Here is a 14,137-nt window from a genome sequence, read left to right on the forward strand (position 1 = left end):
ACGCGGGGTTTGACGCGGCACCCAACACCACCCTGCCCGGCGTGCATGAGACGAACATCTGCAACCGCACCCGCTCTGGCGAGGGGGTGCAGCTTGAACTGCCTCGGTCGCTGCGGCGTGCCCTCGCCGAGGATGCGGATATGTTAGAGAGGTTTTGTCTGGCGGTGCGCGGGGCGCTTTAGCCAAAGGCGGCAGGCCCAGCACGGGCCTGCCGAGGTCTTAGCTTCGTTTTTGAAACAAGATCACCATCAGCGCCAGAAGCGACGAGCCCAGCATCAACAACAGCGACACGGCGTTCAGCAGCGGGGTCGAGCCCTCTTTCAACCGATCGAACATCGCAATGGTCAGCGGCGCGTCAGAGCCCACCAGCATCAGCGTCGTGTTGAAGTTCTCAAAGCTCATGAGAAACGCCACCACGACCGCCCCGACCATTGCAGGCGCAAGGAACGGCAGCGTGATCGTGCGCACCGCCGTCAAACGATCCGCCCCAAGGTTCAGCGCCGCCTCTTCCAACGTGCGGTCAAACTTTTGCAACCGGGCCGAGATCACCAGCGTGGCGATGGTGGTGATAAAGCTGAACTGCCCCAGGATCACCAAAAGCAGACCGGGGCGCAGCGCCTGAATGTCGATCTGCGCCATGTCCCATACGCCATTGGCCAGCGTGGATGAGAATACCAGCACCGAGATGCCCAGCACGATGCCGGGGATCACCAGCGGCAGCAGCATCAACACATAGAGAAACCCCTTGCCGCGAAACTCATAGCGGTTGAACAAAAAGGCGTTCGTCGTGCCAACGCAGACCGACATGATCGCCACGCAAAGCGCCACGAATGCCGATGTGACCACCGACCGCAGGATGCCACGTTCATGAAAGACGCCGATCTGCGGGCGCTCCTCGCCGAAGAACCAATTCCACGTGAATCCCTCCCACGGAAGAGACGGGAACTGGCTGTCGTTGAAGGCAAAGACCGCCACCACGGTCAGCGGTAGGGCCAGATAGAGAAAGAACAGCGCCACATAGCCGCCATAGAGGATGCGAAAGCTGCGCGATTGCGGGATTGTCGGGATCATTGGATCACCCCATCGTTTCCTTGAGGGTCCGGCCCGTGAGCCAGAGCATCCCCCAGACGATCACCGAAGACAGCACCAGAAGCATAAAGCCAAAGGCGGCGCCCAGCTCCCAATTGGAGCGCACGATGAACTGGTTATAGATCATTTCGGTGAACCACAGGCTGTCCTTGCCGCCCAGCATCGTCGGCGTCAGATAGTTGCCCAAGCTCAGCATGAAGACCACGATACAGCCCGACACGATGCCGGGCATGGCGTGGGGGATGATGATCTCACGCAGGACGGAAAGCCCGCTGCCGCCCAGATCATAGCCCGCCTCGATCACACTGTCGTCGAGGCTTTCCAGCGTAGTGACAAGCGGCACTACCATGAAGAGCATGGAGGTATAGACCAGCCCCACCATCATTGTGGCATCTGTATAGAGCATCTCAACTGGGCGATCCGCCAGCCCCACCCATTGCAACAGGTTCGAGACGAGACCGGTCTCACGCAGCAGGATCATCCAGCCGAAAGTACGCACCAATTCAGAGACATAGAACGGGATCAGGCAGAGCAGGAACAACACCTGTTGCAAGCGCCCCTTGGCCATCTTGGCGATGTAATAGGACACCGGAAAGGCGATCAGCAGCGTCAGCGCGGTTGCCAGCACCGACATCACCGCCGTGCGCCAAAAGGTGCGTAGGTAAAGTGGTTCGGTCAACGCCTTTTCATATTGCGCCAGACTGGTTTCATAGACGCCAAAGCTGATCCGCTCGCGCAGGGAAATCAGCAGCATGTCGATATGCGGAATGATGATCAAAAGCCCCAGCCACAGCACCAAAGGCGTCAGCAGCAGGTAGAATGTAATGCGGGATTGGCTGCGCATCAGGCGGCCCCAAAGCAGGTCGCCTGCCCCGCACCCCAGCCGATATGCACCGCATCACCGCGTTGCAGGCTTGAGAATTCTCCCGATTGCGGCAGCGTGACTTCAAGCGTTTCACCCACGTCATCCTGCACCAACACGCGCGACGCCGCGCCGTTGAACAGCAGGCTGGTCACCCTGCCCGTCAGTTGATTATCGAACCCTGCGAGCGCATCGGCGCTGGCGGCAAGACGAATGGATTCAGGTCGCACGAAAATCTCGGCCCGTGCGCCTTGGGCAAGGCCCGCGCCGGTGGCCCGCATCGCGAGCCCACTGTCGGTGCGCAGTTGCAGGGCGTCGCCCTCCACCCGCTCGATCCGGCCCTTCCAGCGGTTCGATTCCCCGATGAAACCCGCGACGAAGGGCGTCTCGGGGCGGTAATAGAGGTCTTGCCCCCGGCCCACCTGCTCGAACTGGCCGTTGCTCATCACTGCGATCTGATCGGACATCACCAGCGCTTCGGATTGGTCATGGGTAATATAGACGAATGTCGTGTCAAAGGCAGCTTGCAGGGCCTTCAGCTCTACCTTCATATGTTCGCGCAGTTTCAGATCCAGTGCGCCCAGCGGCTCATCCAGCAGCAGCACGTCAGGCTCCAACACCATGCAGCGCGCGATGGCGACCCGTTGTTTCTGACCGCCCGAAAGCTCATCCACCTTGCGCGCGCCGATCCCCGGCAGGCCGATCCGGTCGAGCGCCTCATCGACTTTACGCGCGATCTCTCCCTTGGCCATGCCGCGGCGGCGCAACCCGTAGCCGATATTCTCGGCAATCGTCATCATCGGGAAAAGCGCCAGATGCTGGAACACCATGTTCACGGGCCGCTTGTTCGGCGGCGTGTCGAGCACCGATCCGCCCTTGATTCGAATGTCACCGGAGGTGGGGTCGAGGAACCCCGCGATCATCCGCATGATCGTCGTCTTGCCGCAGCCCGAAGGCCCGAGGATGGAGAAGAAACTGCCGGGCGGCACCGTGAAGGAGACGTTGTTAACAGCGGTGGTATCGCCGAACCGCTTAACGAGGTCGACGCATTCCAGATCTGGGGTCATGTGAATTCCGTATAAAGGAGCGACACCCCCGAGATGAGGGTGCCGCCCGATGGTCAGTTATCAGTTGGCAGCTTGGACGCGGTCCAGCACTTCGCCTTCGATCGTTTCCAGACCGGCAGGCACCGGCGGATACCATTTGATGTTGTCGATGGCTTCTTGGGGGAAGCTGGCCTGATACTTGGCTTTCAGGCTGTCTTCGGCAAATTCATCCGCGCCTGCAGAAGCAGTGAAGTTGCCCGCCGCTGCGGTAATCATCGCCGCGACTTCGGGCTGCATGACAAAGTTGATCCACTCATAGGCCACATCATCGGCCTGCCCTTTGGCGGGCAGAACGAAGGTGTCGATCCAGCCCAGAGCCCCCGAGGCCGGGGCCACGAAGGTCAGATCAGCGTTGTCGTCGTTCAGCTTCCAACCGCCGGTGTCCCATGCCATCGACGCGGTCACCTCGCCCGAGCGCAGCAGGTTCATCAGCTCATCACCGCCACCCCAGTAGGTTTTGACGTTCGCTTTGCATTCGATCAGCTTGGCTTCGACCTTGCCCATGATCTCGGCGTATTTGGCTTCGTCGCCATAGGCGGCAAAGGGGTCTTCGCCCATGGCGAAGGCGAAACCAATCAGCGTCGGACGTTTCAGACGGTAGGAGACCTTACCCGCCACTTCCGGCGCGCAGAGGTCAGTGTAATCCTTGACCGTCTCACCTGCTTCGGCGGTGTTCATCACCAGACCGGAGGTGCCCCAGACATGCGGCACGCCGTAGACATCACCGTTCACGGTGGTGTTCGCCATGGTCGAGTCGAGCATGGAGGTGATGAATAGCTCTTTGTTCAGCTTGGAGACATCAATCGGTTTGTAGATGCCAAATTCCATCTGCGGGCCCATGATGCGGTCTTGCGACGGCTGAGCGAGGTCAAAACCACCGCCGCCCGTGGCGCGCAGCTTGGCGATCATCTCTTCGTTGTTGGATTTCGTGACTTCGACGGTATGGCCGGTCTCTTCTTCGAATTTCGCGACCACGTCCACAGGTGCGTAGCCGCCCCATGTCAAAAGACGCAGCGTGTCGGCTTGGGCCACGGAGGCGAGCCCCGCCAGCATGGTGCCGGCCAGCAGAATGGTTCGTGTCATGGGAAATCCTCTTTCTAGTGTACTAATTGTCGGCAGAATGCGCGCGTTAGACCATTTGGTCAATTTATACTTCGACGCATTGCGGCCCCTTGTGGCCTGACAATGCAAAACATTTGTGACAGAGGCGGAAAATGCCGTTTGTTTTGGCTGGGTTGCTGCGGCCCTAGGCGCGCCGTGGGCCCGCAGCCTTGTTCACACAAACGCCAAAGCGGCCGGATTGCAAAACAGCCTTGCTGGGGTCGAAGCCGGGTGCTGCATCTGGGCAAAACCCTTTCAAATATTCAGGCAATCACCGCAGAGATGATGGCCGCGCCGGGAGGCGAAACCATCGTAGTCCCAGCAAAACGCATGCAATCCCGGGCAGGATCACCCACCCGAGAATGCATTGATCTTGCTCATTCAAGGTAGTGCGTCAGCGCGAGGGAGACTTCGGGCACATAGGTCACCAAGAGCAGGACAAACGCCAGCACGGCAATGAACGGCAAGTTGGTGCGCGACGTTTCCCAGATGCCCGCGCGGGCGATTGAGCAGGAGGTGATAAGCACCGATGCCACAGGCGGGGTCTGCTGACCGATGGCAAGGTTCAGCGTTACCATGATGCCGAAGTGGATCGGATCAATCCCCACCGCATTGACCAGCGGCATCACCACCGGCACGACCAAGATGATCGCGGCGGCCCCATGCAGGAACATCCCCAAGACCAGCAAGAGCAGGTTCAACAGCGCCAGAACGATCAGCGGGTTCGTGGTGACTTCGGTGATCTGAGCCGCCAAGGTTTGCGGCACCTGCGCTTGGGTCAGGAACAACCCCAAGGCGGCGGAGGTGGACACCAGCAGCATCACCACGCCAGTCTGGCTGACGCCTTCGAGCATGGTCTTGCGGAGCCGCGAGACATCCAGATCACGGTAGATGAACAGCCCGATCACCAAGGCCGCCAAGACCGCAAGCCCCGCCCCTTCGGTGGCGGTTACAAGACCAGAAAAAATACCGCCAAGGATGATGACCGGCATGGTCAAAGCCCAGAACGCCTCTTTGAAGGTCCGGCCCACATGGCCCAGATCAAAGCTCTCGGCACGCGGCAAGTCATAGCGGACGGCCAGCACATAGGTCACCGTCATCAACAGAAAGGCCCCCAAAAGGCCGGGCACGACCCCCGCGACAAAAAGCTTGATCACCGAGGTTTCGGCAATGGCCCCGTAGAGGATCTAGGGGATCGAGGGCGGGATGATGATGGCAAGCGATGCCGAAGAGGACGTAATCGCCGCCGCCAATGTCCGCGAATAGCCGCGCCGCTTCATCTCGGGGATCAAGACGGTGCCGGTTGCGGCCACATCGGCCACAGCCGAGCCAGAGATCTCGGCAAAGACCATCGAGACGCCGATGTTTACCATACCAAGCCCGCCGCGAATAAAACCGATCAGCGCGGCGACAAAGTTGATCAGCCGCAGAGAGATACCGGAGGTGTTCATCAGATTGCCCGCCAGAATGAACAACGGAATGGCAATCAGCGGAAAAGAGGTCGAGCCGGAATAGAGCTTGATCACCATGTCATAGAAGGCGTCTGGCCCGGAAGTCAGCAGAAAGCCCGCCATAGAGGTCACCCCGATCGCGACGGCGATGGGCACGTTGATCAAGATCAGGGTGATCAGGGCAATGGTGGTATAAAGGAGGATCATTTGGCGGTGTCCTTTAGGTCGAGCGTGGCGGTTTCGGCCTCGGCAATGGCTTTGTCGATTTCTGCATGTTCGGGATCAATCCCTTGCGCGGCCAAGCGCAGGGCGCGCGGCAGGGTCAACAGGGTGCCGATGATCATCAAGACCGAAGCGATCGGGATCACCGATTGCACGATGTCCAAAGTCATCCAGCGCAAGGACAGCAGTGAATCCCATTTCGCCACCGCCAGGACGGCATTGCCGTAATAAGCTGTGACGGAGAAATAAATGATGACGAGCAGCTCGGAAAACAAAGTCAGCACGATGGCCGCAGATTTCGGCAAGGCGATGACGATGCCCGAAAAGCCCATGTGTTGGCGCATGAACACCGCATAGGCGGCGCCGAAATAGGTGAGCCAAGCCAGCAGGACGCTGGCAATCTCATCGTACCATGCGGGCGATGCACCGAGGTAACGCATGGTGGTCGAATAAACGACCGCTCCCGCCAGTGTCACCAACAGCGCGAGGCAAGCCGTTTCGATTGCCCAAAGAAGTAAACGCTCGATCTTAGCGACCATGCCTGTCTCCTGTTCTAAGTAGCCCCGGCCAGCCCATGCCAACCGGGGCGAAGCTGCGTTTACTTGGCCAGTTCTTGCGCGCGCGAGACGAGCGCTTCGCCCCCCGGCACTTGGCTGGAGAAGGCAGCGTAGATCGGCGCGGAGGCTTCGATAAAGGCGGCCTTGTCAGCCTCATTGACCTCTACCCCCGCTGCGCGGACCTTTTCGACCAATTCACCGTCGGCGGTTTCGCCCTGGTTCAGCGACCAGTCCTGAACGGATGCAGCAACTTCGGTCGCGGCGGTTTTGACCTCATCGGGAAGTTTCGACCAGGTTTCGGCCCCGGTAGTCAGATAGGTAGGTGAATAGACGTGGCCAGTCAGGCTCAGGTAGCCCTGCACCTCTTGGAAATTCGCGCCGACGATATTGGTCAGCGGGTTTTCCTGCCCGTCCATTGTGCCGGTCTGAAGGGCGACGAACACTTCAGAGAAAGACATCGGCGTCGGGTTTGCGCCCCATTCTTTGAACATCGAAACCCGCCATTCAGAAGAGGGCGTGCGGATTTTGAGCCCATCCAAATCGCTGGGGGTGTTGATCGGGCGGGCGTTGTTGGTGATCTGGCGGAAACCGTTTTCCCAAGTAGAAAGCACTTCAAGCCCGGCTTTGCGCGCCAATGGGGCCAAATCGGGCTGCACGATCTCGGCGTCGATTGCTTTTAGGTGCGCGCGATCCTGTACCAAAAACGGCATGTCAAAGAGCGCAAATTCGGGCGCAATGTTGGCCATGATGGAAGAGATCAGCGTGAAATCCACGGTGCCCAGACGCAGCTTTTGCATCAGTTCCTTTTCGTTGCCGAGCTGTGCATCGGCATAGAATTCCACCGTGTGGGCGTCGCCCAGTTGCTCTTGCAGTTGTTCGGCAAAGCGTGCGGCGCTTTTGCCCTGCAGGCTGTTCGACGCCGCACCCACGGCCACCACATAGGTGTCCGCGGCCACGGGTGTCACAAGTGCAAAGGTCGCCGCAGCCAGACTGGCGCTCAGGCTCTTTGTAAGGGTTTTCATCGTATCTCCTCCGTTGGTTAAGAAAGTTCTGCCGCATCCATTGCACCTTTGCCTATCGGGAAATGAGCCACGAACGCACGGCAGCTTGTGCAGTCGTTGATTTTTCATTTCTTCCCCTCCGTAATTTGGCGCTCTATAATTTTGGCATTCCAAAGTTCCAATATGATGCTAAGAGTGATGTCAACATGATTCGTCTTCGGAAGTGTCCGGCAGAACGAGAAACAGCGAAAAAAGAGAGGCCCTGATGACTAAGATCAAATCCGTCCGCACCCGTGTCTGGAACTGGAAAGGGCCGACCGTGCCCCCCTCGGGGAATTTCTGCACCAATGCGTCGGATGCCCTTTGGATTAAGGGCGATGCCATGGCGAGCTTTCGTTTTCACCAGTGGCTGACCTGCGAGATCGAGACTGAAGACGGCACGATCGGCATCGGCAATGCAGCCTTGGCACCGACGCTGGTGAAACAGGCGATCGACGAATGGTTCGCCCCGCTGGTCGTCGGCGAAGACCCCTTCGACTACGCCTATCTGTGGGAGAAAATGTACCGCCGCAGCCACGCTTGGGGCCGCAAGGGGATCGGGATGACCGCGATCTCGGCCGTCGACATCGCGATCTGGGATCTGATGGGCAAACTGGTCGACAAACCCGTGTTCAAACTCTTGGGCGGGCGCACCAAAGAGAAAATCCCGGTCTACTATTCCAAGCTTTACGCGGGGTCTGTCGAAAGCATGCAGGCCGAAGCGGAAGAGGCGATGCAGCACGGCTACACCGGCTTTAAAACGCGGTTTGGCTTTGGCCCGAAGGACGGCATGGCAGGCATGCGCGAGAACCTCAAAAGGGTCGAAGCGCTGCGCGAGGTGATCGGCTACGACAAAGACCTGATGCTCGAATGCTATATGGGTTGGAACCTCGACTACGCCAAGCGGATGCTGCCCAAACTGGCGAAATACGAGCCGCGCTGGCTCGAAGAGCCGGTGATCGCCGACGATGTGGCAGGCTATGCCGAGTTGAACGCCATGGGGATCGTCCCAATCTCGGGCGGCGAACATGAATACAGCGTGATCGGTTGCGCCGAACTGATCAATCGCCGCGCGGTCAGTGTGCTGCAATATGACACCAACCGCGTCGGCGGCATCACGGCGGCGCAAAAGATCAACGCCATCGCCGAGGCGGCGCAGATCCCGGTCATCCCACATGCCGGGCAGATGCATAACTATCACCTGACCATGGCCAATATTAACTGTCCGATGTCCGAATACTTCCCGGTCTTCGATGTCGAGGTCGGTAATGAGTTGTTCTACTACATCTTCGAAGGCGACCCGGAGGCGCAGGGCGGGTTCTTGCAGCTGGACGACGACAAACCCGGCCTCGGCATCACCATTTCCGACAAACATCTTTCCAATTTCGAGATCACAGAATGACCAAATACTCCGGCATCTGGCCCGTCGCCCCCACCCCGTTCAACGATGACGGCACGGTCGACTATGAGGGCATGAAACGTGTGATCGACTGTATGGTTGATCAGGGCAGCGATGGCATCTGCATCCTCGCCAACTTCTCTGAACAGTTCCTGATCACCGATGAGGAACGCCGCCTTTTGACCAAGGTCTCGCTTAAGCATATGGCGGGGCGCCTGCCCGTCATCGTCACCATCAGCCATTACGCCACCCAAATCGCCGTGGCCCGTGCGCAGCACGCGAAAGACCACGGCGCCGCGATGGTCATGATGATGCCCCCTTACCATGGCGCATTGCTGAAGGGCTCCGCGGAACAGAGCTTTGAGCAGTTTGCCCAGGTGGGCGAAGTCGGCATCCCGATCATGGTGCAAGATGCGCCCCTTTCGGGGGTCGACCTCCCGGTGCCCCTGCTGGTGCGCATGGCGCGCGAGATCGAAGAGGTGCGCCTGTTCAAGATCGAATGCCCGCAGGCCGCAACCAAGCTGCGTGACTTGATCGCGGCAGGTGGCGACGCCATCGAAGGCCCCTTCGACGGCGAAGAGGCGATCACGCTGCTCGCCGATCTCGAAGCCGGGGCCACCGGCGCCATGACCAGCGCCATGATACCCGACCAGATCAAGCCGGTGATTGACCATTTCGCGGCTGGCGATCTTCGGGCCGCGACCGATGCCTATGCCCGCGTCTTGCCCGCAGTGAACCATGAAAACCGTCAATGCGGCTTTCGGTCTGCCAAGGCGGCGATGGTCGAAGGCGGCGTGATACGGTCGGAATTCTGTCGTCACCCGATTGCCCCATTGCATCCTCAGACACGAGAGTCCCTACTCCGCTTGATCCGGCCGCTTGAGCCGGTGGTGCTGAGCTGGGGAAAATGACATGAGCAAGAAGACCGACATCACGGACCTCGACACGGGCGAGCTTGCCCTCGCGCGGCCCCGCGCCACATTGGTAGAGGTCACCGCCGACAAGCTGCGCGAGTTGATTTTGCTAGAGAAACTGCCCGCCGGGGCGCATATCTCGGAGCGTGATCTGGCCGCTGCCTTGGGCATCAGCCGCACCCCCCTGACCCGTGCTTTGACCATTCTCGAACAGGACGGGTTGATCGAATATTCGGTCACCCGTCGCCCGCAAGTGGCCAACCCCCGGCTGGATGAGATCGAACAAAACCTGATAGTTATGGGCGCGCTCGAAGCCTTGGCCGGGGAGTTGGCCTGCGCCTGCATCACCGATGCCGAGATCGCTCAAGTGGCCGAGTATCAGCGCCAGATTGAGGCAGGAGACAGCACGCTTTCCCCACTGGAATCCTTTCGCCTCGATATGCAGATGCACGAAGCGATCGTGCAGGCAAGCCGCAATGCCCCGCTGATCGATACGCATCTTAAGTTTAATGCGCGGCTGTGGCGGGCGCGGTTTCAATCCTCGCAACGTCGCTCGGGCCGCGGCCAGACCCTGGCCGAACACCGCGCCATCGTCGACGCCCTGTCGCGGCGCGACGCCAAAGCCACATCCGAGGCGCTGCGTCATCACCTCGTCTCGGCCGTCACCAATACCAAAAACGCTTTGCAAGAAGACGGCAAAGCCAAGGACCACAATACAGAAACGGAGTGAACATGACCCCAAGAATTGGTGTTATCCCCGGTGACCCCAGCGGCATCGGGCCGGAACTTGTCGCCCGGCTGCTGGCCGATGAATGCTGCGATCAGGCGCAAATCCTGCTGATCGGCGACCGTCATGTCTTTGAGATGGGGCAGCGCCAAGCCGGGTGCGACCACGCGATGACGGCGGTGGATGCGGCGACACAGGATTGGACGGCGCATGCGCCAATCGCCCTGCATGAGATGGAAACCATCGCGGCCGAGGATGTCGTCATTGGGCAAAGCACCGAAGCCTCGGGCCGGTCCACGCTACGGGTCCTCGACCAAGCGCTCGCCTTTGTGCAGGAGGGGGTGATCGACGCGATTGTCTTCGCCCCGTTCAACAAGGCCTCGATGCATATGGCCGGGATCGGGCATTCCGATGAGTTGCATTACATCGCCGAAAAGCTCGGCGTGACCAACTATATTTCCGAACTCAACACACTCGACGATATGTGGACCAGCCGGGTCACCAGCCATATCGCCCTGCGGGACGTGGCCGACGCGATCACCCCCGACCGCATCCAAGAAGCCACCCGCCTGATCGACCGCACCCTGCGGCAAGCCGGTCACGCGCGGCCCCGCATCGCCGTTGCAGCGCTCAACCCCCATGCCGGGGACGGCGGCAACTTTGGCCGAGAGGAAATCGACGTGATCGAACCCGCGGTGCGTCGCATGGCAGGCGGGCAGATGGCTGTCACCGGCCCCCTGCCCTCAGACACCGTCTTTCTCAAGGTCACGAAAGGCGAGATCGACGCCGTGGTCACGATGTATCACGACCAAGGCCAGATCGCCCTTAAACTGCTGGGGTTTGACCGCGGCGTGACCGTGCAAGGCGGGCTGCCGGTGCCCGTCACCACCCCGGCGCATGGCACGCCATTTGACATCGCAGGCCAAGGCACAGCCGACCTCGGTGCCACCCGCGCCGCTTCCGAGATTGCCTGCAAGATGGTCAGAAATTCGCAAAAGGAGACAGCAGCATGAGCTTCACCCCGCATGGTAAACATTTGATCGCCGGCACATGGGTCGGCGCAGAGCAGACCTTTGCTTCCGAACCCGCCAGCGGTCCGGCGCATGATTTCAGCGTCGGGACAACGGCGCTCGTCGATCAGGCCTGCGAAGCGGCCGAGGCTGCGTTCTGGTCCTACGGCTATAGCACCCGCGAGGCGCGGGCCGCATTCCTCAACACCATCGCCGACGAAATCGAAGCCCGCGCCGAGGCGATCACCGATATCGGCACGCGCGAAACCGGCCTACCCGAAGCGCGGCTGAACGGTGAACGCGGGCGCACCACTGGGCAGCTGAGGCTTTTTGCCGATCATATTCTAAAGGGCGACTACCTTGATACGCGGGTCGACCCAGCCCTGCCCGACCGGCAGCCCCTGCCCCGCCCGGAGCTGCGCATGGTCCAGCGCCCGATTGGCCCTGTTGCCGTCTTTGGCGCGTCGAACTTCCCGTTGGCCTTTTCCACCGCCGGGGGCGACACCGCCGCAGCGCTGGCCGCAGGATGTCCCGTCGTCGTAAAAGGGCACTCCGCCCACCCCGGCACGGGCGAGATCGTGGCCGAGGCCGTGCATGCCGCGATTGAAAAATGCGACATGCCAAAAGGTGTCTTTTCCCTGATCCAAGGCGGCAACCGCACGGTCGGCCAAGCACTGGTGCAGCATCCGCTTATCAAAGCCGTGGGCTTCACCGGCTCGCTTGGCGGGGGCCGCGCATTGTTTGACCTTTGCGCCGCCCGGCCCGAGCCTATCCCATTTTTCGGCGAACTCGGCTCGGTCAATCCGATGTTCGTGCTGCCCGAGGCGTGTAAAGCGCGCGGCCAAGCTCTTGGCGAAGGTTGGGCCGGGTCGCTGACGATGGGCGCGGGCCAGTTCTGCACCAACCCCGGCATCGCAGTTGTGCCAAAAGGCGCGGAAGGCGACAATTTTGTCGAAGCAGCGACCGCAGCCCTGCAAGACGCACCCGCGCAGGTGATGCTGACAGACGGGATCGCGCAGGCGTACCGCGACGGCAAGGCCCGGTTTGATCGGCGCAGTGCCGTGCAGCCGCGCCTGTCCACCGAAAGCGAAGGCCGCAACGCCCTGCCCAACCTCTATGAAACGGATAGCGCGGCCTATCTACAGGATCACGAGCTTGGGGAAGAGGTCTTTGGCCCGCTTGGCCTCGTCGTTCGGACCGGTTCAGTCGAAGAGATGGAGAGCCTCGCGAAGGGGCTGGAAGGCCAGCTTACGATCACGCTGCAAATGGACGACGCGGATACTGAGACTGCACGGCGTCTGATGCCAATCATCGAACGCAAAGCCGGGCGCTTGTTGGTCAACGGCTTCCCCACCGGCGTCGAAGTGGCCGACAGCATGGTTCACGGCGGGCCCTACCCGGCCTCGACCAACTTCGGAGCAACCTCGGTCGGCACCCTGTCGATCCGGCGTTTCCTGCGCCCAGTGTGCTATCAGAACTTGCCAGCGGGCCTTTTGCCCGAAGGTTTCTGATCAAGAGGCTCGCCCAGATCGGGCGGGCCACATCGCTTTTGAACTCTTGAGGCGTGCGGCGTTGGCTGCTGGTTCGGTGGCATTGGCGCCATGGGCGGTTCCTGAGCCAAGCGGGTTCACACCGCTTGGCCGATCTGATCGCTGGGTTGACCGACACCCCTTTATGATACCTTGCAGGAATCCGGGAGGACAGCTTGCGGTCGGGCAACCCGACGCAACGCGTTGCTGGATTGACCACCGGGCGGGAGCACTCCAAAGGGTCGATCGCAAGTAAATTCGGGCCGCCCCAAATGTTGCCCCAAACCCAAAACGACGAAAGCCCCCGAAAGGGGGCTTAGCTCGTAAATCTTTCATGAGTAGAAAAATTGGCTCCGGCGGTAGGGATCGAACCTACGACCAATTGATTAACAGTCAACTGCTCTACCGCTGAGCTACGCCGGAATGCCTATGTCTGTCTTTCGGGCAACGCCTTCGGACAGCGGCTCTTTAACGCGGGCAGTCCGGGGTGCGCAAGTGCAATTGGTCCATTGTGGCGATTTTTTTTCGATTATTTGCCTCCGCTTGGAATTAGCCTCTGTCACCGCGGTATCGGGCGCGCCTAAATCACAGATACGTTACAAATCCCCCACCCCCGCGCTTGAGGGTGGACGGGTCGCGCGGACTGGGATTGATACTGGCCCGGTGAGCACAACCCAAAGTCCTGAAAGGGAAAATCATGACCTTCCTCTCCCCATACCGGCCGCAGATACTATCGCTTTTTCGCATCATGTCGGGCCTGTTGATCCTGCAACATGGCACGAGCAAAATTCTCGGCTTCCCGACCAGCCAGATGAGCGGCGTGTCGATCGCCTCCTTAGGTGGCATCGCCGGGGTCATCGAGCTGATCTTCGGCGTCTTGCTGGTGATCGGCCTGCTCTCGCGGCTGTCGGCCTTTATCCTGAGCGGTCTGATGGCCGTGGCCTATTTCATCGCACATATGCCACAGGGGTTTTTCCCGATGCTGAACGGCGGTGAACTGGCCGCGCTCTACAGCTTTGGCTTCCTCTACCTAGCGGCTGCCGGTCCGGGGCCATGGTCTGTTGACGCGAAACGCGCTCAGGGCTGAGCGTTTAGATTAAACTGGCATGGCCCGATACCGGGCCATGCCA

At 60.2% G+C, this 14,137-nt stretch carries 13 protein-coding genes, 1 tRNA gene and 1 pseudogene; 7 read left to right on the forward strand and 8 right to left on the reverse strand.

Features of this window, described 5'->3' with window-relative positions; genetic code table 11:
- The coding region (locus A3722_RS00660; RefSeq protein WP_201721929.1) for a poly-gamma-glutamate hydrolase family protein at positions 1 to 182 on the forward strand (182 nt) is incomplete at its 5' end.
- A gap of 37 nt (positions 183 to 219) precedes the next feature.
- Here the strand turns inward: A3722_RS00660 and A3722_RS00665 are convergent.
- The 7 genes and pseudogenes from A3722_RS00665 to A3722_RS00695 all read right to left on the reverse strand — a co-directional run bounded on the left by A3722_RS00665 (position 220) and on the right by A3722_RS00695 (position 7,410).
- Positions 220 to 1,071 (reverse strand): ABC transporter permease, encoded by an 852-nt coding sequence (locus A3722_RS00665; RefSeq protein ID WP_067623233.1) that lies wholly within the window; start codon positions 1,069 to 1,071, stop codon positions 220 to 222.
- 4 nt (positions 1,072 to 1,075) lie between these two features.
- Positions 1,076 to 1,933, reverse strand: a complete 858-nt coding sequence (locus tag A3722_RS00670; RefSeq protein ID WP_067623229.1) for an ABC transporter permease — start codon at positions 1,931 to 1,933, stop codon at positions 1,076 to 1,078.
- Complete coding sequence (locus A3722_RS00675) at positions 1,933 to 3,018, reverse strand: ABC transporter ATP-binding protein (protein WP_067623226.1); 1,086 nt, start codon at positions 3,016 to 3,018, stop codon at positions 1,933 to 1,935. The genes A3722_RS00670 and A3722_RS00675 overlap by 1 nt, the downstream gene beginning before the upstream one ends.
- Before the next feature lie 60 nt (positions 3,019 to 3,078).
- A complete protein-coding gene (locus tag A3722_RS00680) occupies positions 3,079 to 4,140 on the reverse strand; it encodes an extracellular solute-binding protein (protein ID WP_067623224.1) in 1,062 nt (353 codons plus the stop codon).
- 395 nt (positions 4,141 to 4,535) lie between these two features.
- A pseudogene (locus A3722_RS00685) lies at positions 4,536 to 5,816 on the reverse strand (TRAP transporter large permease).
- Entirely contained in the window at positions 5,813 to 6,370 is a 558-nt protein-coding gene (locus A3722_RS00690; protein WP_067623221.1) for a TRAP transporter small permease, read from the reverse strand. The pseudogene A3722_RS00685 and the gene A3722_RS00690 overlap by 4 nt, the downstream one beginning before the upstream one ends.
- Positions 6,371 to 6,429: 59 nt before the next feature.
- Positions 6,430 to 7,410 (reverse strand): TRAP transporter substrate-binding protein, encoded by a 981-nt coding sequence (locus tag A3722_RS00695; protein ID WP_067623219.1) that lies wholly within the window; start codon positions 7,408 to 7,410, stop codon positions 6,430 to 6,432.
- Positions 7,411 to 7,654: 244 nt separating this feature from the next.
- Here A3722_RS00695 and A3722_RS00700 point away from each other — a divergent pair, with 244 nt between their 5' ends.
- Genes A3722_RS00700 through A3722_RS00720 form a run of 5 tightly spaced genes read left to right on the forward strand, consistent with a single transcriptional unit; the run spans position 7,655 to position 12,989 of the window.
- Entirely contained in the window at positions 7,655 to 8,830 is a 1,176-nt protein-coding gene (locus A3722_RS00700; RefSeq protein ID WP_067623217.1) for an L-rhamnonate dehydratase, read from the forward strand.
- Positions 8,827 to 9,738: a dihydrodipicolinate synthase family protein gene (locus tag A3722_RS00705; protein WP_067623215.1), complete on the forward strand. Its 912-nt coding sequence runs from the start codon at positions 8,827 to 8,829 to the stop codon at positions 9,736 to 9,738. The genes A3722_RS00700 and A3722_RS00705 overlap by 4 nt, the downstream gene beginning before the upstream one ends.
- 1 nt (position 9,739) lies before the next feature.
- Complete coding sequence (locus A3722_RS00710) at positions 9,740 to 10,471, forward strand: GntR family transcriptional regulator (RefSeq protein WP_067623213.1); 732 nt, start codon at positions 9,740 to 9,742, stop codon at positions 10,469 to 10,471.
- A gap of 2 nt (positions 10,472 to 10,473) precedes the next feature.
- Complete coding sequence (locus A3722_RS00715; RefSeq protein WP_067623211.1) at positions 10,474 to 11,481, forward strand: 4-hydroxythreonine-4-phosphate dehydrogenase PdxA; 1,008 nt, start codon at positions 10,474 to 10,476, stop codon at positions 11,479 to 11,481.
- The gene (locus A3722_RS00720) at positions 11,478 to 12,989 is read left to right on the forward strand and encodes an aldehyde dehydrogenase (NADP(+)) (protein ID WP_067623209.1); all 1,512 of its coding nucleotides are present in this window, start codon (positions 11,478 to 11,480) and stop codon (positions 12,987 to 12,989) included. Before A3722_RS00715 ends, A3722_RS00720 begins: the two co-directional genes overlap by 4 nt.
- Positions 12,990 to 13,355: 366 nt before the next feature.
- Here A3722_RS00720 and A3722_RS00725 read toward each other — a convergent pair.
- Positions 13,356 to 13,430, reverse strand: a tRNA-Asn gene (locus A3722_RS00725).
- Between the two features lie 274 nt (positions 13,431 to 13,704).
- Here A3722_RS00725 and A3722_RS00730 point away from each other — a divergent pair.
- Positions 13,705 to 14,094: a DoxX family protein gene (locus A3722_RS00730; protein WP_067623206.1), complete on the forward strand. Its 390-nt coding sequence runs from the start codon at positions 13,705 to 13,707 to the stop codon at positions 14,092 to 14,094.
- The last annotated feature ends 43 nt before the right edge of the window (positions 14,095 to 14,137 follow it).

This window comes from Sulfitobacter sp. HI0027 (genome assembly GCF_001634775.1).
GTDB lineage: Bacteria > Pseudomonadota > Alphaproteobacteria > Rhodobacterales > Rhodobacteraceae > Sulfitobacter.

Coding starts and splice junctions, on each gene's coding strand:
- A3722_RS00730 (WP_067623206.1), top strand. CDS start 13,705: ATGACCTTCCTCTCCCCATACCGGCCGCAGATACTATCGCTTTTTCGC.
- A3722_RS00680 (WP_067623224.1), bottom strand. CDS start 4,140: ATGACACGAACCATTCTGCTGGCCGGCACCATGCTGGCGGGGCTCGCC.
- A3722_RS00675 (WP_067623226.1), bottom strand. CDS start 3,018: ATGACCCCAGATCTGGAATGCGTCGACCTCGTTAAGCGGTTCGGCGAT.
- A3722_RS00690 (WP_067623221.1), bottom strand. CDS start 6,370: ATGGTCGCTAAGATCGAGCGTTTACTTCTTTGGGCAATCGAAACGGCT.
- A3722_RS00720 (WP_067623209.1), top strand. CDS start 11,478: ATGAGCTTCACCCCGCATGGTAAACATTTGATCGCCGGCACATGGGTC.
- A3722_RS00710 (WP_067623213.1), top strand. CDS start 9,740: ATGAGCAAGAAGACCGACATCACGGACCTCGACACGGGCGAGCTTGCC.
- A3722_RS00695 (WP_067623219.1), bottom strand. CDS start 7,410: ATGAAAACCCTTACAAAGAGCCTGAGCGCCAGTCTGGCTGCGGCGACC.
- A3722_RS00700 (WP_067623217.1), top strand. CDS start 7,655: ATGACTAAGATCAAATCCGTCCGCACCCGTGTCTGGAACTGGAAAGGG.
- A3722_RS00670 (WP_067623229.1), bottom strand. CDS start 1,933: ATGCGCAGCCAATCCCGCATTACATTCTACCTGCTGCTGACGCCTTTG.
- A3722_RS00705 (WP_067623215.1), top strand. CDS start 8,827: ATGACCAAATACTCCGGCATCTGGCCCGTCGCCCCCACCCCGTTCAAC.
- A3722_RS00715 (WP_067623211.1), top strand. CDS start 10,474: ATGACCCCAAGAATTGGTGTTATCCCCGGTGACCCCAGCGGCATCGGG.
- A3722_RS00665 (WP_067623233.1), bottom strand. CDS start 1,071: ATGATCCCGACAATCCCGCAATCGCGCAGCTTTCGCATCCTCTATGGC.